18 protein-coding genes are annotated in these 24,160 nt (G+C 39.5%); 12 read left to right on the forward strand and 6 right to left on the reverse strand.

Annotation, left to right across the window (positions count from 1 at the left end):
* Positions 1-55 precede the first annotated feature (55 nt).
* From ACTHN6_RS05530 to ACTHN6_RS05540, 3 genes are all read left to right on the forward strand, one after another.
* A complete protein-coding gene (locus tag ACTHN6_RS05530) occupies positions 56-973 on the forward strand; it encodes a pirin family protein (RefSeq protein WP_440434727.1) in 918 nt (305 codons plus the stop codon).
* Between the two features lie 110 nt (positions 974-1,083).
* On the forward strand, positions 1,084-2,181 hold the full coding sequence (locus ACTHN6_RS05535) for an anhydro-N-acetylmuramic acid kinase (RefSeq protein ID WP_440434728.1): 1,098 nt from the start codon (positions 1,084-1,086) through the stop codon (positions 2,179-2,181).
* Between the two features lie 48 nt (positions 2,182-2,229).
* The gene (locus ACTHN6_RS05540) at positions 2,230-2,652 is read left to right on the forward strand and encodes a hypothetical protein (protein WP_440434729.1); all 423 of its coding nucleotides are present in this window, start codon (positions 2,230-2,232) and stop codon (positions 2,650-2,652) included.
* Here ACTHN6_RS05540 and ade read toward each other — a convergent pair.
* Positions 2,641-4,284 carry an adenine deaminase gene (ade, locus tag ACTHN6_RS05545; protein WP_440434730.1) on the reverse strand — a complete coding sequence of 548 codons (1,644 nt, stop codon included), beginning with the start codon at positions 4,282-4,284 and terminating at the stop codon, positions 2,641-2,643. The two genes, ACTHN6_RS05540 and ade, sit on opposite strands and share 12 nt — an antisense overlap.
* 238 nt (positions 4,285-4,522) lie before the next feature.
* Between ade and ACTHN6_RS05550 the strand changes: the two genes are divergently transcribed.
* The 5 genes from ACTHN6_RS05550 to ACTHN6_RS05570 are packed head-to-tail and all read left to right on the forward strand — an operon-like array spanning position 4,523 to position 8,026.
* Positions 4,523-4,876 carry a YciI family protein gene (locus ACTHN6_RS05550; protein WP_440434731.1) on the forward strand — a complete coding sequence of 118 codons (354 nt, stop codon included), beginning with the start codon at positions 4,523-4,525 and terminating at the stop codon, positions 4,874-4,876.
* A gap of 48 nt (positions 4,877-4,924) precedes the next feature.
* Positions 4,925-6,178, forward strand: a complete 1,254-nt coding sequence (locus ACTHN6_RS05555; RefSeq protein WP_440434732.1) for an RNA polymerase sigma factor — start codon at positions 4,925-4,927, stop codon at positions 6,176-6,178.
* A gap of 29 nt (positions 6,179-6,207) precedes the next feature.
* Positions 6,208-6,780: a glutathione peroxidase gene (locus ACTHN6_RS05560; RefSeq protein ID WP_440434733.1), complete on the forward strand. Its 573-nt coding sequence runs from the start codon at positions 6,208-6,210 to the stop codon at positions 6,778-6,780.
* A gap of 36 nt (positions 6,781-6,816) precedes the next feature.
* On the forward strand, positions 6,817-7,236 hold the full coding sequence (locus tag ACTHN6_RS05565; RefSeq protein WP_440434734.1) for a cobalamin B12-binding domain-containing protein: 420 nt from the start codon (positions 6,817-6,819) through the stop codon (positions 7,234-7,236).
* A gap of 10 nt (positions 7,237-7,246) precedes the next feature.
* A complete protein-coding gene (locus ACTHN6_RS05570) occupies positions 7,247-8,026 on the forward strand; it encodes an enoyl-CoA hydratase/isomerase family protein (RefSeq protein WP_440434735.1) in 780 nt (259 codons plus the stop codon).
* A 101-nt stretch (positions 8,027-8,127) separates the two neighbouring features.
* Here ACTHN6_RS05570 and ACTHN6_RS05575 read toward each other — a convergent pair whose 3' ends face one another.
* Positions 8,128-8,646: a ferritin gene (locus tag ACTHN6_RS05575; RefSeq protein WP_440434736.1), complete on the reverse strand. Its 519-nt coding sequence runs from the start codon at positions 8,644-8,646 to the stop codon at positions 8,128-8,130.
* A 220-nt stretch (positions 8,647-8,866) separates the two neighbouring features.
* Between ACTHN6_RS05575 and ACTHN6_RS05580 the strand changes: the two genes are divergently transcribed.
* Positions 8,867-10,804 carry a hypothetical protein gene (locus ACTHN6_RS05580; RefSeq protein WP_440434737.1) on the forward strand — a complete coding sequence of 646 codons (1,938 nt, stop codon included), beginning with the start codon at positions 8,867-8,869 and terminating at the stop codon, positions 10,802-10,804.
* Between the two features lie 96 nt (positions 10,805-10,900).
* Here ACTHN6_RS05580 and ACTHN6_RS05585 read toward each other — a convergent pair whose 3' ends face one another.
* Positions 10,901-11,398, reverse strand: coding sequence for a hypothetical protein (locus ACTHN6_RS05585; protein WP_440434738.1), 498 nt, complete (start codon positions 11,396-11,398; stop codon positions 10,901-10,903).
* Positions 11,399-11,662: 264 nt separating this feature from the next.
* On the opposite strand from ACTHN6_RS05585, the gene ACTHN6_RS05590 reads away from it, so the two are divergent.
* A complete protein-coding gene (locus tag ACTHN6_RS05590; RefSeq protein ID WP_440434739.1) occupies positions 11,663-12,658 on the forward strand; it encodes a Gfo/Idh/MocA family protein in 996 nt (331 codons plus the stop codon).
* 50 nt (positions 12,659-12,708) lie between these two features.
* Positions 12,709-13,236, forward strand: a complete 528-nt coding sequence (locus ACTHN6_RS05595) for a c-type cytochrome (protein ID WP_440434740.1) — start codon at positions 12,709-12,711, stop codon at positions 13,234-13,236.
* Between the two features lie 118 nt (positions 13,237-13,354).
* Here ACTHN6_RS05595 and ACTHN6_RS05600 read toward each other — a convergent pair whose 3' ends face one another.
* From ACTHN6_RS05600 to ACTHN6_RS05610, 3 genes are all read right to left on the reverse strand, one after another.
* Positions 13,355-15,151, reverse strand: a complete 1,797-nt coding sequence (locus ACTHN6_RS05600) for a RagB/SusD family nutrient uptake outer membrane protein (protein WP_440434741.1) — start codon at positions 15,149-15,151, stop codon at positions 13,355-13,357.
* Positions 15,152-15,170: 19 nt separating this feature from the next.
* Complete coding sequence (locus tag ACTHN6_RS05605) at positions 15,171-18,365, reverse strand: SusC/RagA family TonB-linked outer membrane protein (protein ID WP_440434742.1); 3,195 nt, start codon at positions 18,363-18,365, stop codon at positions 15,171-15,173.
* 1,052 nt (positions 18,366-19,417) lie between these two features.
* Positions 19,418-21,286 (reverse strand): hypothetical protein, encoded by a 1,869-nt coding sequence (locus ACTHN6_RS05610; RefSeq protein ID WP_440434743.1) that lies wholly within the window; start codon positions 21,284-21,286, stop codon positions 19,418-19,420.
* Positions 21,287-21,549: 263 nt separating this feature from the next.
* On the opposite strand from ACTHN6_RS05610, the gene ACTHN6_RS05615 reads away from it, so the two are divergent.
* Positions 21,550-24,159, forward strand: coding sequence for a glycosyl hydrolase 115 family protein (locus ACTHN6_RS05615; protein ID WP_440434744.1), 2,610 nt, complete (start codon positions 21,550-21,552; stop codon positions 24,157-24,159).
* Position 24,160 lies beyond the last annotated feature (1 nt).

The raw sequence follows: 24,160 nt of genomic DNA on the forward strand, positions 1-24,160 counted from the left end.
GGCTGGCCTTTTGGCCAGCCCGTTAAAAACGGCATAGCTTTACATAAACATTATTATGCTGGACATTGTTATCGAAGCACGTAATGCGGCCATAAGCCCGTCAATGCAGGTAAAACGCATCTTGCCTTTCCGCCTGCGCCGCATGGTGGGCCCATTTATTTTCATGGATCATGCAGGGCCGGTTTTGCAGGCGCCTGAGCAAATATCTTCACTCGATGTATTGCCGCATCCGCATATAGGTTTATCAACTGTGAGTTATCTTTTTGGCGGGCAGGTTACGCACCGCGACAGCCTGGGCGTGGAACAGGTAATAAAACCCGGCGAAGTAAACTGGATGACGGCAGGCCGCGGCATTGCTCACTCAGAACGGTTTGAAGACCCCGCAACCCTTGCTGGTGGCCAGCTCGAAATGATACAAACCTGGGTAGCACTTCCGGAAAAGGATGAAGAATCGGCGCCGGCCTTTAATAATTATAAACCCGATGCTTTACCAATTTATACCGGTAAAGGCATATGGATGCGGCTCATTGCCGGCAATGCCTATGGGTTGCGTAACGATGTGAAAACCCATTCGCCGTTGTTTTATTTGCATGCAGTGATTGAAGCCAATACGAAATTTGCTTTACCAAAAGAACATGCTGAACGCGGCATTTATATTGCTCATGGCAGCATAGAAATCAACGGGCAAACATATAAGGCAGGCCAGATGCTTGTATTTACCAAAGGCGCAGATCCTACTCTGCTTGCAAAAGAACATTCAACATTAATGCTGCTTGGCGGTGAACCGCTGGGAGAAAGATACATCTGGTGGAATTTTGTATCCTCAAGAAAAGAACGGATTGAACAGGCAAAAGAAGACTGGAAGCAGGGGCGCATCATATTGCCGCCAACAGATAACCATGAGTTTATACCATTGCCTGAAGATAAATCCAAACCTGCGGGTGGCGCACCCAAACCGGAGCCACTTTCGTAAGCGGCCAACAGTTCATGGTTAATTGGAAGCCTGCACCGATTATTTGAAGCACGTAATATTCCAATCAAAAAATAATTCAGATAACTTGCGGGCTTCAGAAATTAATTATAATGATATACAGGGTTATTGGTTTAATGAGCGGATCTTCCTTGGACGGGCTTGATATTGTTTTCACTGAACTGGAAGAAAACCGCGGCACATGGAGTTATAACATACTTGCAGCAGATTGTTATGCATACAACGCGGAATGGAAAGAAAAACTTACCAATGCAAAAACAAGCAGTGCCTATGATTATTGTTTATTGCATGCGGCTTATGGCAAATACCTTGCGGATTGTGTAAACAGGTTTATTGAAGAAAATAATTTGCATCACCGCGTTCAGTTAATTGCCTCGCATGGGCACACGGTTTTTCATGATCCTTTGAATGGCGTAACAACGCAATTGGGTTGTGGCGCAACACTGGCGGCATTAACAGGCATTAATGTGGTAAGTGATTTAAGAATTATAGATGTGGCTTTGGGCGGGCAGGGTGCACCTATCGTTCCCATGGGTGAAAAACTGTTGTTTCCCGATTATGATTTTTATCTGAATATAGGCGGTATTGCCAATCTTTCTTTTAAGCAGCAAAATAATTTTATTGCTTTTGATATATGCCCTGCCAACCGTGTATTAAACATGCTGGCGCAGGAAGCCGGTAAAGAATTTGATGAAGATGGGAACATGGCTTCATCAGGCAACTTAAATACGGCGCTTTTCGAAAAACTGAATACATTAGATTATTATCAGCAATCCGCGCCTAAGTCGCTCTCCAATAATTTTGGAACGGATACAATATTTCCGATCATCAAATCTTTCGATATAAATACAGCCGATGCATTATTTACTTATGCAGAACATATTGTTTACCAGTTGAAACAATCTGCTTCAGCATTAATTTTAAATGAGCCGGCGCAGCCTTATAAACTGCTTATTACCGGTGGTGGCGCTTTTAACAAATTTCTTATTCAAAAAATAAAGGAAAATTTAGCATCTTTAAGCATTGAAGCGATTGTTGCAGAAAATAATATTGTACAGTATAAGGAAGCTTTAATTATGGCATTGCTTGGCATATTAAGATGGCGCGAAGAAAATACGGTACTGGCTTCGGTTACAGGCGCATCAAGAAACAGCATAGGCGGCGCTGTTTGGATGGGGCAGGAAGCCTGATGCTGTAATAAAGCCAAACTTTACATCGTTAATACCTAAACGCATTATATGAAGTATTTGATTGTAGCAGTAAGTATGCTGGCCATGCTTTCCTGCAAGGAGAGATTTGATTCCAAAACCTATGCGGAAAATAAGATAAGCCTTGCCCAGCGTGAAAGTGAACATCCGGAACAATTCATTCATTTATCGTCGGATGATAAGCGGAATCTTTTTGGGAACACGGTAATTAAAGGAAAGCTTGTAAATATGGCTTCTGTTGCCGCTTATAAAAATACGCGCCTTAAAATGCTTTGTTATAAAAACGGCATTCGCGTAGAAGAGCATGAAGATGTTATTCCATCTATACTTAAGCCGGGTGCAACAAAAAATTTTAAAATACGCTACCGTTTGCCCAAAGGCACAGACAGCCTGGCTTTATCTGTTATGAGTGCAGACACTTTAAGCGATGCCATTTCTTCATCAAAAGAATGAAAAACTATCGCCGTTAAATAAACCTTTATCACTAAGTTTTATATGCGGAATTACCAGCAATGCCATGAAGCTTAAAGTCATAAATGGTGCCGATAAATTCGAACCCATTGTCTTCGCCATTTTATCAATTTCAGTATAAGCGGCCGCAACTTTATAGCCATCATCTGCGCTCATTAAACCTGCAACCGGCAACGCAACTATTTTTTCATTACCTGCATTATCCACACAGCTTACACCGCCTTTTGCTTCAATAATTAAGTTAATTACCTTTGTTAATGATTTATCATCGCAGCCAACAGCAACAATATTATGGCTGTCGTGTGCAACGGAAGAAGCAATGGCTCCGCTTTTCAAACCCATATTTTTAATAAAAGCTTTTGCAACGGGCGCTTTGCTGTAGCGGTTAACCACAACTATTTTTAAAATATCATTTTCAACATCGCTTACCAGCTCGTTGTTTACCTGCATTGGTTTCATCAATAATTTATTGGTGATAAGCTGCCCGTCCAATGCTACTATCACAGGAATTTTATCATCAGTTAAACTAAATTCGCCCGCTGCAATTTTCAGATCGTTTTCACTTATTTTATCAATAGAAAAATTATTGATGGGTTTAACGGGAACCGACCGGAGTTTTGTATGCCCGCCTGCTGCAACCAGTTCGCCGTTAATATAAGTTTGAATTACATGAAATGATATAAGGTCTTTTACAAGAATAAAATCAGCCTCATCATCTTCATTCAATAAACCAACATCCAGTTTATAATGTTCAACAGGATTGATGCAGGCCGCCTGCAATACCTTAAAAGTATCAATACCTTTTGCAACGGCCCCTTCGCATAATTTATTAATATGCCCTTCTGCCAGGCTATCAGGATGTTTGTCGTCGCTGCAAAACATTATATCGTTTGGATAATCATTCAGCAAATCAATTAATGCTTCAAAATTTTTAGCGGCACTGCCTTCGCGTATAATGATCTTCATCCCATATTTCAATTTATCCAGCGCTTCTTCTTTTGTAAAACATTCATGATCTGTTGATATACCGGCCTCAATATATTTTTTAGCATCTTCACCGCGTAAACCCGGCGCATGGCCGTCAACAGGTTTATTTAGTTTTTTAGCAGCCGCAATCTTTTTCATCACTTCATCATCACCCGTTAATACACCGGGAAAGTTCATCATCTCGCTCAAATATTTTACTTCCGGCTTCTCCAATAGCATTTTCACTTCCTGGCTGTTTAATGCAGCACCGGCCGTTTCAAAAATGGTTGCAGGCACACAACTCGGCGCGCCAAAATTGAATTTAAAATTTACTTCTCTCCCATTGGCAATCATAAATTCAACACCTTTTATGCCGCATACATTGGCAATTTCATGCGGGTCGCTTACGGTGGCTACCGTACCATGCACCACTGCCAGCCTCGCAAACTCTGAAGGCACAAGCATGCTGCTTTCAACATGCACATGACTGTCAATAAAGCCCGGGAGAATGTAAGGCAGCGTTTTATTTTCATTTCCATAAATTTCAACAGAAACAATCTTGCTGTCTTCAACAAATATTGCCGCTTCGTTTATGGTTTTACTTTTGATATTTACATAATTTCCTTTTACTGAAAAAGTATGGGGCATGTGATAAATTTATAACTGTAAAACTAAATTCAAATGTGGGTTTAAATATGATATATTTTTTTGAACAGGTTATGACGATTAATACAGAATTTTTTTCAATGCTTTTATTCATGGTATTGGCGGAACCATAAAATATTTTACAAAGCTTGTCCATTTTTTAAAATCGCATTTGTTATATAGTTATCAAACAAATTTCTATAACGTGTTCTTTTATGAAGAAGAACAAAAAATTTATTTTATGGATGAATACATGTTAATCTTCAGGCATGAAGATGGTAAAAAAGTAGCATCGCCTGAACAAATACAAATCTGGATGAAACAAACAATGGACTGGATTGGAAGCATCGCCGCCCAGAATAAATTTGTAGCCGGTAACGGGCTTATTTTTGATGATGCCAAAGTGGTGCATCATAATAATGTTGTAACCAACGGGCCCTTTGGCGATATTAAAGAAACACTGGGTGGTTATCTTATTGTAAAGGCGGAGTCAATTGAAGAAGCCGTTGAATTTGCGAAAGGTTCACCGGTTTTACAGGGTCCGGGCAATACTATGGAAGTAAGAAGAATAGCCAGGAATGATGGTATGCATTAACAATTTAAATTCACTACTTCCGTAACAGGAAATGTTACGGAAGTTCTTATGGAAAGCCAGCAATTAATACCGCATTTATTCAGAACAGAATTTGCAAAGATCACCGCTGTTTTATGTAAACTTTTCGGCATTGAACATATTGAAACGGCAGAAGACATTGCAAGCGAAACTTTTTTATCGGCGCTTGAAACCTGGACTTATAAAGGCATTCCCCCCAATCCAGTTGCCTGGCTTTATATGGTTGCTAAAAACAAGGCGAAGAATCATATCGCCCGCAATAAAATTTTTACCGGCAAAATTCAACCACAGTTAAAAAATAATATTGACGACATTGAAACAATTGAAATAGACCTTTCAGAAAAAAATATTACCGACAGCCAGTTGCAAATGATGTTTGCCATATGCCATCCTTTAATACCCGCTGAATCGCAGATAGGCCTGGCGCTGCGCATACTTTGCGGCTTTGGAATAGAAGAAATTGCCAACGCATTTCTTAGTAATAAAGAAACGATCAGCAAAAGATTATTACGTGCCAAAGAAAAGCTGAAACAGGAAAATGTAATGATAGCTTTTCCATCACAGCAGGAAATATATAAGCGCTTACATAATGTGCTTCTCACTTTATACCTTTTATTTAATGAAGGATATTATTCTGAAAGCAAAAATATTGTGCTTCGCGAAGACCTTTGCCAGGAAGCAATGCGGTTAACTTATTTACTTGCGGATAATGAACAAACCAACCTGCCGCCTGTGAATGCGCTGCTGGCCTTAATGTGCCTGCAGGCATCGCGGTTTGCAGCCAGGAAGAATGAAAACGGTGAAATAGTTTTATACTACGACCAGGATGAAAGTTTATGGAACCGGGAACTTATAGCCAAGGGAATATATTACCTCCACAAAGCGTCAACAGGAGATACGATTTCAAAGTATCACATTGAAGCCAATATTGCATACTGGCATACGATTAAAAAAGATTCTGCGGAAAAATGGGATAACATCTTACAAATGTATAATCGCCTGCTGCAGCTTGAATATTCACCGGTTGCCGCATTAAACCGCACATACGCGCTTTCAAAAGTGCATGGAAAAGGAAGGGCCATTAAAGAAGCAGAAAAACTGCAGTTAACCGGTAATCAATATTATTACGCTTTGCTTGGAGAATTATATACAGGTATCGATAATACCAAGGCGAGATTAAATTTTGACAATGCCATTCAATTGGCTAAAACCCAGTCTGACAAACAAATTTTAATGAAGAAAGTTGATTTGCTTAATATGCATAATAATTCTTCATTAAGATAACCCGCAGTATTTTCATCAAAATTTTTGGAATGACCATACGGCAAAAAATAATGAAGATTTTGTACCCGCTTATTATGAAAAGGAATTCAAACAAGGTCATTTATTTTAATAAGCAACATGCTCAACCTGCCACATCCATCTATAACCTCCGTGTTGAATTAAATAATGGCAAAACAGAAAATCTTTTCTCTTTTAAAGGAAAAAAACTGATGATTGTAAATACCGCTTCCGATTGCGGATATACCAACCAATATAAGAACCTCGAAAAATTATACAAACAATACAATGTAACAATCATCGGCTTTCCGGCAAATGATTTTAATGAGCAGGGAAAAGGCAATGATGAAGCCATTGCTCAGTTCTGCAAAGTAAATTACGGCGTAACATTCCCCCTGGCTAAAAAGTCCGTCGTTATAAAAAAGCCAGGCCAAAATAAAATATTTGAATGGCTGAGTAATGAACATGAAAATGGCTGGCTGAATAAACCACCGGTTTGGAACTTCACCAAATATCTTATTAATGAAGAAGGCATGCTTACGCATTATTTTGAACCGGGCATTGATCCGCTAAGCAAAGAAATTATCAATGCAATTCAATCGTAAATTGCATTATCTATTGATGAATTATAAAGGGATTGCATGAATGAAACATTAAATAGGCCGGTACGTGTGCTGGTGGCCAAAGTTGGGTTAGATGGCCACGACCGCGGTGCAAAAGTTATAGCAACTGCACTGCGGGATGCAGGCATGGAAGTTATTTATACGGGCCTGCGCCAAACGCCGGAGATGGTTGTAAACACTGCGTTGCAGGAAGATGTTGATGCAATAGGCATAAGCATTTTAAGCGGTGCACATATGACGGTTTTTCCAAAAATCATAAAGCTGATGAAAGAAAAAGAGATGAATGATGTACTGGTAACCGGCGGCGGCATTATTCCTGATGATGATATGAAGGCGCTGCATGAAATGGGCGTTGGCAAATTGTTTGCGCCGGGCGCCAACACACACGAAATAGCGGTTTATATTAAGGATTGGGTGAAAGAAAACAGAAGTTTTTAAATTATAGAAAATGAGTTATCAAACATTACAAACATCTTTAGATGATACTGTTTACACGATCATCATCAACCGGCCTGATAAACTGAATGCATTGAACAGGACGGTGATAGAAGAATTAAGTGTTGCTATTGACGAAGTATATAAAAACGATCAAATAAAATCAGCCATTATTACAGGCGCCGGCGAAAAGGCTTTTGTAGCCGGTGCTGATATAAGCGAGTTTCTTAAACTTGATGGCGCAGCCGGCGAAGCACTGGCAAGAAAAGGGCAGCAAACGGTGTTTGATAAAATTGAAACCTGCCCCAAGCCGATTATTGCCGCCGTAAATGGTTTTGCATTGGGCGGCGGTTGCGAACTGGCATTGGCCTGTCATTTTATTATAGCAAGCAGTAATGCAAAGTTTGGCCAGCCCGAAGTAAACCTGGGGCTTATTCCCGGTTATGGTGGCACGCAAAGGCTTACACAACTGGTTGGCAAAAACCGGGCAATGCAGTTAATGATGACGGGCGAAATAATCTCTGCGGAAGAGGCACAGCAATATGGAATAGTAAATAAAATTGTTGCGCCTGCAGAGTTATTGAATGAAGTGAAAAAGATATCAGGTGTAATTAATACAAAAGCGCCGCTTGCTATTGCGAGGGTTATTGAATGCATTAATAACTTTGATCACACACAGCAGGGTTATGATTTTGAAATGAAAAAATTCGGAGAGTGCTTTGATACGGCTGACGCGAAAGAAGGAGCGGCCGCTTTTCTTGAAAAAAGAAAACCAGTTTTTTCTGGGAAATAAAGCTGAAACTTTGATGCCATGAAATACACCTGTACAAGGGAGTGACACAACCGTGATGCCATGAAATACTGCGGCCGGCTAAAAATATATAAATGAATAAATCAATGTTTTTTATTGCCATGACCTTCACCGCCCATGTTCATAATATCCCTGTCAAAAAGATAGAGGCCGCTTTTATCATCACCGATTAATTCAAGCTTATCATTACATTCCCTCGCAAGTCTTTCTTCTTCCAGCTGTTCATTTACATACCACTGCAGAAAATTATGAGTGGCATAATCTTTTTCCTTCAAACTCATATCCACCAGTTCATTTATGCTTTCACTCACCTTTACTTCATGTTTAAAAAGTTCTTCAAATGCTTTTTTTAAAGAAACAAAAGTTAAAGTGGGTTGTTCCAAAGCCGGCACTACGGCAAAACCGCCACGCTCATTTATATAAGTGATTAGTTTAAGCATGTGCATACGCTCTTCGTCGCTGTGTTTAAAGAAAAACTGTGTTACGCCTTTCAGGCCCGGTTGTATATCGGCCCAGCTTGCCATGGCAAGATAAGCCTGCGAAGATTGCGCTTCCATAAGAACCTGCCTGTTTAAGGCCTCCTGCATTGATTGGGATAACATAATAATGGTTTGGTGTAAAGAATTTATTTATACAAGTGTAAACAAATTTAACCGTAAAATGCGCAAGATGTTCCTATAAAAAATTGCCTTCGAAAAACCTGTACCGGCATTTTGTCTTCTTTATTACTTTCGCTTCAAACTAAATAATATTCAGTACGGTTTATTGGTACCCTTATTCAAATCAAACACTATCGGCTGCCTGTATCACATATTCGCACAAATGCCTTCGGGCAAACTACAAAAATCTGCTCTGGCAATTCTGCTTTGCTTTGCATTCTTATGTGGTAATACACAGCAGTCAAACTGGCTCGCAGGATTATGGAAAGAAAAAACAGATCCCAGACTCAATTCGAAAAATTTAATCATTGACAGTGTTAAAGGCAGTTCTTTTACAGGAATAACTATTTTTAAACAGAAAGGGCTGCCCGTGATCATTGATATAAAAGGCAGCTATACAACAAGCCGGTTTGTTTTTAAGGGCATAACTGTTCTTTCAGGTGAAACATCCCAAAAAGATTACACGCCGCAATGCCTTTCCTGCGTTACGGAAAATAATTTAACGATTAAGGAAGACAGTCTTTTGTTAACCAGCCGCATCATTGCATGCAATGATAGCTGCAATGGCGTAGATATTTATTACCGGCTGCTGTGTGAATTTGATGAAGCCACGCAATTATACCTTGTAAAAAATTTTGGTTCAGGCAGCAACATACAATCTTTCGTTCCCTGCAAGGAAACGCCTGAAGCATTGGAAGAAAAGAAGCGCCTGAAACAAATAGAAGACTCCACGACAAACCTTGTTTTAATTGCACAACTGCGAAAAAAGAGGCTGGAAGAAAGATTGGCATTTGAAGCTGATGAAAGAGAGAAGCTGAAACAGGATTCACTTAAATCTGTAGCATCCTATAAGCAAAAATATGAAAAGGGAATCGCAGATTCTTTGCAGGCTATCGCAAAATTAAAAGAACAACGAAAGTTAGATTCTTTAAATGAAGCAGCTGCTAAAATCAAACAGCAACATATTGAGGATTCTATTGCTGCCGTGAAAAAGCGGCAACAGCAAATTGCAGATTCCCTTCAAGTAATTGCAAAACTAAAAGAACAGCGAAGGTTGGATTCCTTAAATGAAATTGCCGCCAAAATCAAACAGCAGCATATTGAAGATTCTATTGCGGCCGTAAAAAAAAGGCAACAGCAAATTGCAGATTCCCTTCAAGTAATTGCAAAAATAAAAGAACAGCGAAGGTTGGATTCCTTAAATGAAATTGCCGCCGTAAAAAAGCGGCAACAGGAAATTGCAGATTCTTTACGGGCAATTGCCAAAATAAAAGAACAACTAAGGTTAGATTCTTTGAATGAAATAACTGCTAAAATCAAACAGCAACATATTGAGGATTCTATTGCTGCCGTAAAAAAAAGGCAACAGCAAATTGCAGATTCCCTTCAAGTAATTGTAAAGCTAAAAGAACAACGAAAGTTAGATTCTTTGAATGAAGCAGCAGCTAAAATCAAACAGCAACATATTGAAGATTCTATCGCTGCCGTAAAAAAAAGGCAACAGCAAATTGCGGATTCTTTGCAGGCAATTGCAAAGCTGAAAGAACAACAAAAATTAAATGCGGTTAATGCACAGCTTTCAGAAAAAAGAAAAAAACAGATAGCAGATTCTTTGGAAAACATTGCAGCCATAAAGCAGCAACGCACCAAAGACTCCCTGAGTAAAGCGCTTGCTGCGAAAGAACAGCGGGCAATACTTGACTCTTTGGAAACAGCAAGGGCAAAGCCTTCAAGCATTAAAGACAAAGTGCTGGAAGAAAGGGGTAATGTATTGTTGGGCGCTTATCACATTACAACGCCCGATATTGTGGTTGACCTGTTTGATAACGGCGAAATTGATGGCGACAGAATATCTGTTTATCACAACAATAGGCCGGTAGTTAATAATGAACTTCTTTCTACAAAACCTATAACTTTTACTATTCATGCCGATGCATTAAACCGTCAGCATGAATTTATTTTGGTCGCCGATAACTTGGGAGACATATCACCAAACAGTGCCCTTATGCGTATTACAGTTGGCAAAGAAACATATAAGCTGTTTGTAAAAACAGATCTTTCTACCAATGCCAAAATCATCTTTTATTATGATGGCGATTAAGAAACTGTTGACAGATTATTTTGTTCACAGATTTAGCTTGTGCAATAAGCCTGTGTTTTGTAGTTACTGAAGGAGTCTGCCGGTTACTTTTCCTTTTCAGGCAATTGCTATTTTCTTCAATTGCTTTATCCAGCCATTACACAACAAAAGAATGATAAGCGCAACAACCGCAATAAATGCATCAACTAAAGACCACCAGAATGGTATATCACGTAACCGTTCCCAGCACAGTGCCATCACCATGCTAAATGCAGCTGTAATAATGCCCCACTGCACCACCCATTGATTTTTTACAGGATCTTTTAACGGGCCAATGAAGGAAATTGCAATCATTAAATGCGCAAATGCAAGCCAGTCAAAACCATACCGCATAAAAGGATAATTTTTGGCTGTATCATTTATCCCACTATTTACGTAAGTCCACCAATCGCGAAGGAATGGCGGCAGCGCATCGGGATTTGACAGCAAGATTTTTAACTCCGCCTGCAACGGTATTGCAGAAATACCATTCAACAATAAACCGATAATGATAAAAACTACAGCAGTCCTAATTTTACGGCGAAGCCTGGTTTCATCGTTTTCTGTATTTGGCATTTGGGAAGAATTTAGTTGTATGAAGTTACAAAACTTGTATCATCATGTTATTGTCAATCCCTGCATCTGCTGCAACTGTGTACACTTTATAATTGTATTAGGTAAAATACAAAGTGAACCATAGTATTTCATTTTCAATAAAATCTTTGTGCTGCTTTTGTTTTTGTTTATGCTAAAAAATTATGTACCTGCATGGTTTGCTTCAAATGTTTAAAAGTTCATCATAACAATATCAAATCCTTTATCTTCCGCCTAAAAAATAATATGACACGCTGGGGAATTTTAGGCTGTGGCCGCATAGCAAGAAAATTTGCATCAGACCTTAAGCTCGTTGAAGATGCAATGCTCATTGCCTGTGGCGCACGCAACGCTGCATCAGCAGATGCGTTTGCCAAAGAGTTCAATATAAAACATAAACATTACAGCTATGAAGCATTGGTAAAAGATGATGAGGTGGATGTGGTATACATAGCCACACCACATAGCCATCATCATGAACACGCACTGTTGTGCATTAATAACGGTAAAGCCGTGTTATGCGAAAAAGCATTTGCCCTTAATTATGCACAGGTAAAGGAAATGGTTGATGCAGCACGCGATAAAAAAGTTTTTTTAATGGAAGCTGTGTGGACAAAATTTTTGCCGCCATTTAATAAAGTGAAACAACTGATTGATGACGGCATGCTGGGCGATATAAAAAGCCTGCTTGTAAATTTTGGCTTTAAAGCACCGCCGGATGCACCGCAACGTTTGCTTGATCCTTCATTGGGCGGCGGCACTATACTTGATATTGGTATTTATAATGTATTTACGGCTTTGTTCTTTTTAGGCAAGCCTGATATTATAACAGCAGAAGCAATATTAACGGCAGGGAACACCGATGAACAATGCGCTGTTACTTTTAAATATAATGATGGAAGGCTGGCGCAATTGTTTTCAACTTTTCTATCCGATTGTACAACGGAAGCAGACATTTGCGGAACCAACGGCCGCATACGCTTAACCTCCCGCTATTATACACCCTTTGCAACTATTGAATATTATCCCGGCAGGCTTGATACGAAACAAATTATTGATACAGGCAGGCCTGAAGAAGGATTCGGCTATCAATACGAGGCAAGACATGTAAGTGAATGTTTGAAAAAAGGATTAACAGAAAGCCCCGTAATGACATTCGCAGATTCTTTATCGCTTATCGAAACATTGGATGCTATAAGAAAAAAAGCAGGCATTATTTACGCTGTTGATGAACAATTGTAATAAATTGTCGTTTTTTTAAAATAAAAATTTTTAAGCTTAAATAATTCTCTATGATGCATTCAAACAAACGAAAACTTAATTTCCTGCTATTTATTGCTGTATGTGTTTTTATAAGTGTTGCCGCAACCAAACCCTCTGCCAGCATTAAAAACAACACCAGCTTAAGCGATACAGGTTTATTTAAAAACCTTAAGGTTTTACCGAAAGATATAAGCAAAGAAGACCTCGAGAAAGTAATGCATGGCTTTAATAAAGCTTTGGGTGTACGGTGTAATTTTTGTCATTCACCAGGCGCCAATGGTAAAATGGATTTTTCCAGTGATGCAAAGTCTGAAAAAGACATTGCCCGTTATATGCTTAATATGACGCACGAAATAAACATGAAATATTTCAACCCGGAAAATTCTCAAAGGCCGGATACTATTTCTGTTGTAAAATGTGTAACCTGTCATCACGGTAACCCACATCCAGGAGATGCAGTTTTGCCGGATGATGATCATGGTAATGCACCGCCGCCTCCTCCGCCACCACCACCTGCCGGCCATGACAGTAGCGGTAATACGCCGGATCATCAATAAGTTTGTATTTATATAAATAAAACAATAGGGCTGCAACATCGCAGCCTTATTGTTTTAAATGGGAACATTCAGGTTAAAAAAATCAATTGGAGGTTTGATTTTTTCCCGTTTGCAATATTTAATAACCCGGGTTTTGCACCAGCTTATTATTTTGGGCAATTACCGGCTGAGGAATTGGATTTAAATACATTTTCATATTAAATACATGAGGATGATTTAAAGGCACTACTTCATACTTCCAAACACCACTATTATCAGCAGGTGATGTATTGGTAATCTTCATTGCATGTTTATCCACATTCATTACCTGGTCGGCAATTTTCCACCTGATGATATCATAAAACCGCTTGCCTTCAAAGCATAATTCTACTCTCCTTTCATGGTGAATAGCGCTACGCATTTCGTCCTTGCTCAGGCCGCTTGCAAGAGGAGGAAGATTTGATCGTTGCCTTATTTTATTAATGGCATCATATACTGATTGGTCGGGGCCTGCAACCTCATTTTGAGCCTCTGCATAACCCAATAAAACTTCGGCGTAGCGGAAATAGATATAATTGGCGCCACTGGCCGGGCCGCCGCCAGGACGCACAAGCGGGTTCAGTTTTTTCTTAAAATAATAACCCGTATTTCCTACGTCATCACTTGCAAAATCAATCTGGTTTTTAGAAGGATTTACTTCATTTATGCGGGTATAAATGGTATCCTCTTTTGTCATCCAGTCCATTTTGTAAGGAGCGCCGTCATAAACTATCCACTTATAAAACCGGCGTTCACGGTTTGTGTAAGGATGCTGGGGATCATAACCGGAAGTGGGATCAGTGATTGCTTTTCCATTTGCCATAAAAAACTGGTCAACCAATTCCTGGGTAGGATCATAATTACCCCACGTGTAGTAAGCGCCGTTAATCCAAACAGGGCCGCCGTATTGCTCGAAAGTGGAACCCATTGTGTTAGGAACATATTGCCTGTCCCAAATTACTTCAGAATTATATTCATTTGCTTCGAACCAAAGTGTTGAATCATCCGGGAACAATTCATAAGGAGCGCCGTTGCCATAATCATCTATAAATTTTTTAAAAGTAGCGGCAGCGGCAGCCCACCGTCCCTGATCTACATCGCCAAAACCTGCCACTTTATTTGGGTCAGGCCCTCCGGGCGCTGATGTTGAATTATAAGTTGGGCTGGCGGCATTCAGTTCAAGCCATCCTTTCAGCATTAAAGCGGCACCAAGGGTTGCTCTGCCTGCATTCGGATCTCCCTGGCTGTATTTTTTGGCAAGATACCCGTTATTAACTACCGTATCTAATGATGATGTGAGGAAGTTAAACGTTTCGGCATAAGTACTTCTTGCTTTAAATAAAGTGGTACTGTCATCGCGGGTTTGCGGTTCAGTAATAATGGGCACCCCCCCTAAATGAAGAAAAAGATTACTGTAATAAAAAGACCTGAGAAAACGAACTTCATCCAGTCTTTTATTGTACCAATCGTCGGAAAAATTATCCTTGTTTTCACCTATTTTCTGAATAAAGAGATTACACTTCCTGATGGTGTTATAAGCATCGGTCCAGTTAAACCGGCTAATATCTGCCGGGCCTGCATCGCCGCCCCAGATGCTGTAATTTGTAGATGCGGGATTAATAATTCCCTGTTTAAAATTCCAGGAGCCATAATAAAAACCTGCATCGTTATCATCCGTGAAATTATCCAGGTTTTCAGGAGCATTATATAAATCCGGCAGGTTATTATAAATGTCGTTCAAAAAGATATCGGCATTGCCTTCCGAAGCCCATTGTGTGTCATCTGTTAATTTCGTTTTGTCGGCATTCTCAAGAAAATCTTTTTTGCAGGAGTATAAACAAATAGCAATTATTAGTATACAGCTGTAAAGAAGAAAATTATTATTAGCTGATTTCATCTTTATTAATTTTAATTTTTTAGAAAGAAGCGTTTAAACCAAAAATAAAAGCCTTCTGAAGCGGGTATCCTGTTTCACCGTTCGTTTGCGGATCAGTGAATTTAAGATTGCTTATCGTAAACACATTTTGTCCTGTGGCATATATTCTCAGGCTTGTCATACCAAGTTTTTTGCTCAGGCCTGCAGGAAATGTATATCCAATCACGCCCGTTTTTAACCTGATATAGGATGTGTTTATAATCCAGAAATCAGTAGCCTGGTTATTGTTGCTATACGGAGACTGGTTGGCCCTTGGGTATTTGGCATGCTGGTGATCGGAGGTCCACCGGTTATTATAATATTCGTATGTGGAATTGCTGTTATTGTTATTGAACGGAATAGTTATAAAACCCCTTATATCGCGGCTTGACATGGATGAGCCCTGGAAGAATAAAGAAAGATCAAATCCTTTCCATGCTGCGGAAATATTTGCTCCATATGTAATGGCCGGAATATTTGGATTACCAATTACAGTTTCATCATACGAATCAATTTTTCCATCGCTCTTGCCATCCGGGCCACCCAGGTCAGCATACTTAATATCGCCGGGATGCAATTCACCAAATTGAACTATATCATAGCCATCATCGCCGTTTATAACGCCATCGCCATTTTTGTCATCGGATGTGTTAAACAAACCAAGCGAATGGTATCCAAAAAGTGTATTCAGCGCACGGCCTGTCCTGCTGCGTTTGGGATCGTTTTTAGTTACAGAAGTTTCAAATACCTGTATCATTTTATTTTTGGCATAACTAAAGTTTGCGTCAATCCCAAGCTGAAGCCCGTTACCAAGTGTTTTATGGGAACCCACTGTAATTTCAAACCCGCGGTTTTTCATCACACCTGCATTTTCCTGGGCAAGGCTTAAACCATATTCCACCGGAACTGTAACCTGTGGCGGCAACAGCATGCCGGTTCTTTTTTCATTGAAATAGTCTGCTTCAATCCTCAGCAAACCTCTCCATATATTTGCCTCAAAACCAATGTCTGCTTTGTTTGCAACTTCCCATGTAATATAGGGGTTTGCTTCTATGGGCAGGTAAGAACCTTGTACAAGCCTGCCGCCGCCAAACGCATAGGCATTGCCATACAGGTTATAGCCATTTAAATATTGAAATGGATCTCCTGCCAGGTTACCGGATTTTCCCCATGAAGCCCTGAGCTTTAAATAATCGATATTTCTTACGGATTGAAAGAATTTTTCGTTGGACACAACCCAACCGGCAGAAAAAGCCGGAAAGTAAGCCCACCTGCTTCCGGGTGCAAAATAATAGTGCCCATCATACCGGCCTGAAGCCTCCAGTAAATACCTGTTATCAAACCCATAATTTAACCTGTAAACATAGCCTATCTGGCTGCCCGTAGCAGATCCTCCGCCATTATCATAATCATTCCTGTCAGAACTGCCAAGGCTAAGCTCATCAACATCAACAGCAAAATTGTTTCTTCTTGCATTAAAGTTTAGTTGCTTGTTATTTCTTGCTTCAGCCACTACTAACCCGGTTATTTCATGCTTCCCAAATGTGTTATGATAGTTCAAATAACCCTGGTAAGTAAACGTGTTGTTTTGCCAATAGTTTTCATTAAGCCAGGTATAGGTAGCTGCGCCGCCTTCCTGTGATGAAATTTGCTGCGTATAAGTATATGGAGTGGTGCTAACATCCTGCGACCAGTAAATAAAAGGTTTATGCCATTGCTTTTCAAAGTAGTTATAAGGGTCGTAACTGAATGCTCCTTTAATGCTCAACCCTTTTATAAAAGGTAGTTTCTGATCAATAGATATAGTACTCAGCAGGGTTGTAGTATTTCTGTAATAATAACCCCCCGCATTTAAAACGCCTAATGGTGCATTGCCTGCAAATTCTCCCCAATAACCATTGCTGTATAAAAGATTAGCTATGGGAATAAATTTATAGGTAGCCCTGAAAAGGTTATCTGTACTGGAGTTAGCATCCACATTATCGGTCTTCTGATAAGAACCATTTAATGACAGGGAAACGAGGGTGGTTGGAGTAACATCCACATCAAGGTTCACATTAAAATTGTATCGCTGGTATCCCACAGGGTCAAACATACCTTGCTGGTTAAAATAACTTAAGCCGGCAAAATATCGCACACTGTTTGAACCGCCACGAAGCTGTACATCGGCCTGGGCCATTGGCGCATGCATTTGCACCACGGTATTCAAGGCATCACTGATAGGATATAAATCGGGATCTTCCGCATTTTTTTGTGCGTATGTATCAATCAATTCCTGGGAGAATTGTAAAGTCGAGCTGCCCGGGTTTTCATTCAGGTAAGCTTCGTTACGAAGCCGCATATAATCCTGTGCGCTGAGCATTTTAGGAATATAGGTAGGCTGCTGGTCTCCATAATAGCCACCAAAAGTTAATGTAGGTTTAGATGCATTCCCTCTTTTTGTTGTAATAAGAATTACGCCGTTGGCGCCACCAAGGCCATAAGGGGCAACTGCAGCCGCATCCTTCAGAACGGTTACCGAAGCAATAGTATTGGGGTCAACCTCATTGATGTTATTGCGGATAACGCCATCTACCACAATTAAAGGATTGGCATTTCCGGTTGTTGCAATGCCTCTGATATAAATGTCAGGGTTATCGGCACCGGGGCGGCCTCCGTTTGCATTCATCATTACACCGGATACCCGGCCGGCAAGTGAATTTGAAACATTGGCAACCGGAGCTTCAGCCAGCTCCTCTCCTTTTACAGTAGATATGGCAGCAGTAGATGAAAGCTTTTTTTGCGTACCATATCCAACTACAATTATCGTTTGTAATGAAGCATCCAGGGAAGTAAGTTCAACAACAAGATTACTGGTTGAGCCATTTACGGGTACTTCCTTTGTTGTATATCCTACATAAGACACGACGAGCACTGCCGTTTGGCCTAGAATATTGATGGTAAAACTACCATCGGCAGCACTTGCAGTGGCATTTGACTTTCCTTTTTCAGTAATAGTAGCGCCCGAGAGCCCAACACCTTTGCTATCGGTTACTTTACCAGCCACCGTAAATAAAGCTGAAGAAGCTGGGTTGTTTTTATGATTTACATCTCTTGCAAATGATGTTATGCAGCAGGTAATAAAAGCAAATAGAAAACAATGTTTAATCCAAAATGGATTGCTGAAAATAAGCTGTTTGGTAGTGATATTTTGCATAAAGTGTTTTTTAATGAATGCAATCGTTAAAAGCACATAAGTTTAAAATCATTGTTGTTGATTAGAATATTTTCTCTTACACTAAAGCGCTTTAGAATATGCTTTTTACTCACCTGGATTTAGCTGGGATTGTATTATCCAAAAGATTTTCGTCCAGGTTAGCCGCCTATTAGTTTGTGAAATATTCATTTGCAGTTTGTCAGGTTTTATTCATGATGTATAGATTTGGTGAAACAATTACTATTCTTTATAGGATGTTTACAGCAGAAGCCTATTGCTCTTAATTGAATAATTAAAATTTATTAAACAAAAGCAGCCTGGCTTTGCTTTATTCGCCTGTAACGCATGCTGTTTAATAAAAGCCAATAATTATATCCCGGCTATTTTTTACAAATGCATTATTTTATTCCTATATGTAGTGTGGCTTTTTTATATAAAACCGCATATTTTATACATACTTGAACATATACCCTAAATGATAAAAGCAAGCCTATTGTTCGTTATCAGGTGCAACCGTCTTCGGGAAGCAGGAAGCTTCCGGCTTTAATTCTCATTGGCTTAATAGAAACCGATTGCAAAAAAAATTAATTATTATTAAAACTGGCTACGTTTTATTTTGAATTCTCGTATGGCTTTGATCAGGTTTCTATAATAAAAGTTGGCTTTCGTGGTTAAAAGTAAGATTTTATTTGATTTAGCAACCGATTACGTAATTTTTTTTTATTTTCTCAGCTTCCATTGCCTTTATCTTTTTAACGCCTTCCTCTTTGCTGTTCATAAAAATGAAATCATCATGAATAATCCATCAACATTTTTGCCGCATTCTACTTAAATGTTTTACCCACTTTCTGTAATCGGGGTTGCTGTAACAAAATGTTTGAACGTGATTAACGCACGCAACCGGGTCACCAATAAATTTTGTTGTAAATATGGCAATGAGGCTGCAGCAGCGCAGCCTCATTGCCATTACGGTGAATTATATACTTAACATGTCAACGGTTACGGCATAATTCTTCCTTTTTTAAACCGAAAATTTGTAATCGATTGCAATCCTATTTTATTTTAAAAACCCGGAATGAATGAGGCTTCAGTGTAAATGTGTAAACATTCTTAGCGCTCAGGTTTTTCTCGGTATAGCTAAAGCCGGGCTTTCTCAATTCGCTATTTATAACTGCACCTGAATTCATGTCTGTAATTGTATTAAATGATGTGGGCGTTACAGCTTTTACTACTGTTTCCGTATCAAGAAAAGATTCAGCAATGAATGTATTGTTATCATATACATACAAACTTATTTTAGAAGGGCCTTCTATCTGCACATTGAGTTCGCCGCCCAAAACCTGGCGGATTTTATTTAATGCTTCAACGGGCAAATTGTACAGGTCTGAAAAATTATCCGGGATAGTTAATATATACAAATGGCCCTTTGAATAATCTGCCGTGTGCAAAATGGGCCAGCCATTATCTCCGCTGATGCCTGAAACAATTTCCCAGGAATCATTGGTAATGTAATTTATCTGCGGAATAAGAACAGGCTTATCGGCATGTATCAAATGAAATGTGCCTGCAGTGTAATCCTGCACTATGGCTTTCCTGTCTGTATAACGCAATTCAACAATATCATTCAGTTTATCCTGTATATTTTTAAGTAACCCCGATGTTATTACAACGGTTTTACCATCAGTCAATTGCTTTTTTATTTTATCAACGATCTTATCATCAAACTTTGCTTCTTCGGTTAATAAAATAATACTGTCTTCTGCAGGAAACTCAGGCCGCATATCCATTGGCAGGCCAATCATTCCCAAAAAATTCTGCAAAAAATCTTCTCCAACAGAATGATAAGGCTTATAACTTTTTATACCAACCGGATTTCCCAGCGCGCCTAAAAATTTGTCTATTTTTTCAAATGTATAACCCGCAAACCTTGCAATGGTTGTTGGCCTTGCAGGTGCGCCGCCGTTATAATTCTGCGGCTGCATCATTTCGTCATAATCAAAGCTCGTATGCTGCCCCTGCCATGCGGCGCGGTCGGTTGCAGCTATCGGCCTTGTTATACTTCTGAAATCAAACAAGGTTTGTTCACGTGCTTTTGCAAACAAGGTTATCCAGAGCTGTTCCGCATACCTGTCAGCATAATTACTGGCGAAAGGGTCAACCCATCCGCCGCCATTTTTGCCCGGGGCAATATTTTCATAATAACGGATAATGTTATAACCAAGATAAGGCTGCAGGTGCTGCGCAGATGTTACCGCATCCCTTGTTTCAGTACCGGTATAAACGCCGTCAAAAATTTTGGGTTCTGTTTCAAGATTAAAACCCATGCCGGCAAAATGTTCATACCAGTTTGGATACTTTACAATCACTTTTACTTTTGGATTAGCCGCTTTTGCAGGATCAACGATCAGGCTTTTTGCAGCTTCCGTCATCAGGCTTAAACGGTATTGTGTCCACCTCCTGTCGCCTTTATCTTTTATAGCGCCGTCATCTTTGCAGTTGGTAAAAAAGAAATCATCAAGAATAAACTCATCAAAATTTTTAGCCGTGTACTCACTTAAATGTTTTATCCATTTTCTGTCATCAGGATTGCTGTAGCAAAAAGTTTGAAACCGGTTAGGCTCGCTTATCGTCAAAGTAATGCCCCCAGCCACTTCAATGCCCCTGTCCTTAAAAAATTTCTTGGCAATATTTAAGGTATCCTGGTTCACTACAATAAGGTCGCGGTGAGTTTCAAGGTATACTTTGTCAACCTTTAGCTGCCTTGAAATTTCATTCCAGAGTGGCTTTAAATAATTATTGGTATCACCCATCTGTCTAACCTCATAGGCGCGGCAATAAACAGATACTTTGAAGTTATTATAATGCTGGGCAGCACAACAATAAGACAACAGTGTGCACACAAATACAGCAAACAGTTTCATATAAAATTTTAAAAGATAAAAGCAATAGTTATTTATTAAAAGTTACCAGGATGCATGTAAAGCTCCGCTAAAATAAGAGAAAATCCAGATTTAATGCAATCGGTTACAGTTTATTTACTACATTGCCTTTTTAAATAGTAAAACAAACTTTGCCAGAGAATTGTTTGCAAAACGGTGCGTTTGCGAAGCCACTGAACCTGCGCTATATTTTAAGTGTGCAAGCCAGTCACTGGTTTTTAATGTCGGCCTTTATAATTTACTGCATGAAGATTAAATTTATTTTTTTACTCTGTTCGGCAATTGCTTTTTCGGTTACTTCCTATACACAGGCTTTTATATCGGAAAAAAAAACAGGTGCAGATTTCCCGGTTGTTGCAGCATCACAAACAACTTCCATATATGTTGATGAACATGATGACTGGCTTGTGCATAAAGCTGCTTCTTTATTACAGCACGACATAGAAATGATAACCGGCAAAAAACCCAAAGTGATTGCATCATTGCCACCATCAGCAGACAATATTATTATCATTGGAACAATAAATGGTTCATCAACAATCAATCAATTAATAAAAGCAAAAAAGTTAAAAGTTGATGCAATAAAAAATCAATGGGAAGCTTTTAAACTGCAAACCATCAGTGATCCCGTTAAAGGGATAAAAAACGCATTAGTGATTGTTGGCAATGATAAACGCGGCGCAGCTTACGGTGCCTTCACATTATCAGAGCAGGCAGGCGTATCGCCCTGGTACTGGTGGGCAGATGTGCCCGTAAAGAAGAAAGCGGAATTATATGTAATCAAAGGCAATTATACTTATCCATCACCATCAGTTAAATACCGTGGTATATTTATTAATGATGAAGCGCCTGCATTCAGCGGCTGGACAAAAGAAAAATTCGGTGGCGTAAATCATTTGGTTTATGAGCACATGTTTGAGTTATTGCTTCGCTTAAAAGCAAATTATTTATGGCCTGCCATGTGGGGCAATGCATTCAATGATGATGATACGCTAAACCCGGTGCTTGCCAATAAGTGGGGAATTGTTATGGGTACATCGCATCATGAGCCAATGCTGCGTGCGCAGCAGGAATGGAAACGTTATGGCAGCGGTGCATGGGATTATACAAAAAATGATTCTGTTTTGCGTGCTTTCTGGAAAAAAGGTATTGAAAATATGGATCATCACGAAAGCATTGTTACCATTGGCATGCGCGGTGATGGCGACATGCCAATGACGAAAGGCACAGCCATCAGTTTACTCGAGAAAATCGTTGCCGATCAAAGAAAAATAATTGAAGAAGTTACCGGGAAGCCGGCCGGTGAAACACCACAGGATTGGGCATTGTATAAAGAAGTGCAGGATTATTACGACCAGGGTATGCGTGTGCCCGATGATGTTACTTTACTCTTGTGCGATGACAACTGGGGCAATATCCGCAGGCTACCAAAATTAAACGACAAACCACGCAAAGGCGGCTATGGCATTTATTACCATTTTGATTATGTAGGCGGGCCGAGAAATTATAAATGGATCAACACCAACAATATTGCAAGGGTTTGGGAACAAATGCACCTTGCTTACGAATACGGAGCACGGCAGATATGGGTTGTGAATGTGGGTGATTTAAAACCTATGGAGTTTCCTATCTCTTTCTTTTTAGACTATGCATATAACGTGAACAGCTGGAATGAAGATAATTTGAATGATTATTATTTGCAATGGGCAACCAAACAATTTGGTGGAGCTAATGCTGCAGGTATTGCAGGCATACTGGCAAAGTATGCACAATATGCATCCAGAAGAAAACCGGAATTATTAAATGCAAAAACATACAACATAGAAAATTTTAATGAAGCAGAAAGGGTTACAAACGACTGGGGTAGTTTACTGGCATCAGCAGAAAAGATAAACGATAAATTGCCATCCGAATACAGGAACGCATTTTATCAATTGGTGCTGCATCCTCTAAAAGCATATACCAACCTGCAGTATTTATATACGGCTGTTGCTTACAATGATTTTTATTACAAACACAACAACCTGCTTGCCAACAAATATGCAGATGAAGCGAAAAAGTTTTATGCAAATGATTCTTTAATAAGCCTTGAATACAATCAACTAAATGGCGGCAAGTGGAATCATATGATGGACCAAACCCATATTGGCTATACTTACTGGCAACAACCTGATAAACAAAAAATGCCAGAAGTGAAATATGTGCATGAAGAGTCAAAAAAGCTGTTAGACTCTTCTAAGCTCATCGTTAAGGATGTAACGCTCATAGATAGTGTACCGGATTTTGAATTAAGCGCTGAAGACACAGATAAAAATATTTTTTATGAACTGAATGGTGATGTTTCTATTGAAGCAGCACATTATACAAACAAAAAAGATGCACCAGGCATTTATTGGAAAATCATTCCGGGTATTGGCAGGGATGGCGATGGCATTACAACTTTCCCGGTAACAGCACCCACTCAAACAATCAATAAAAACACACCTCACCTTGAATATGAATTTTACACTTCCGATACAGGCGCATTTAAATTAAATGCTTACTTCTCTCCTACCTTAAATTTCCATAACAACTCAACCGGTTTGCAATTCGCCATTTCAATAGACGACGAAACGCCGCAAATTATTTCTATCAACAACGATGAAAACAAGCCGCGTGTATGGGATAACTGGGTTGCCAATAACATCATTATTAAAACAACCAATCATTCGATTATTAAAAACGGAAAGCATACAATAAAATATTGGATGATAAGCCCTGCGGTCATCCTTCAAAAAATAGTGCTTCATTTTAATGATTTGCAGCCATCTTACCTGGGCCCTGAGGAAACAATTTTTAAATCAACAAACAACTGAC

This window comes from Parafilimonas sp. (assembly GCF_051953455.1).
In the GTDB taxonomy this organism is placed as follows: domain Bacteria; phylum Bacteroidota; class Bacteroidia; order Chitinophagales; family Chitinophagaceae; genus Parafilimonas.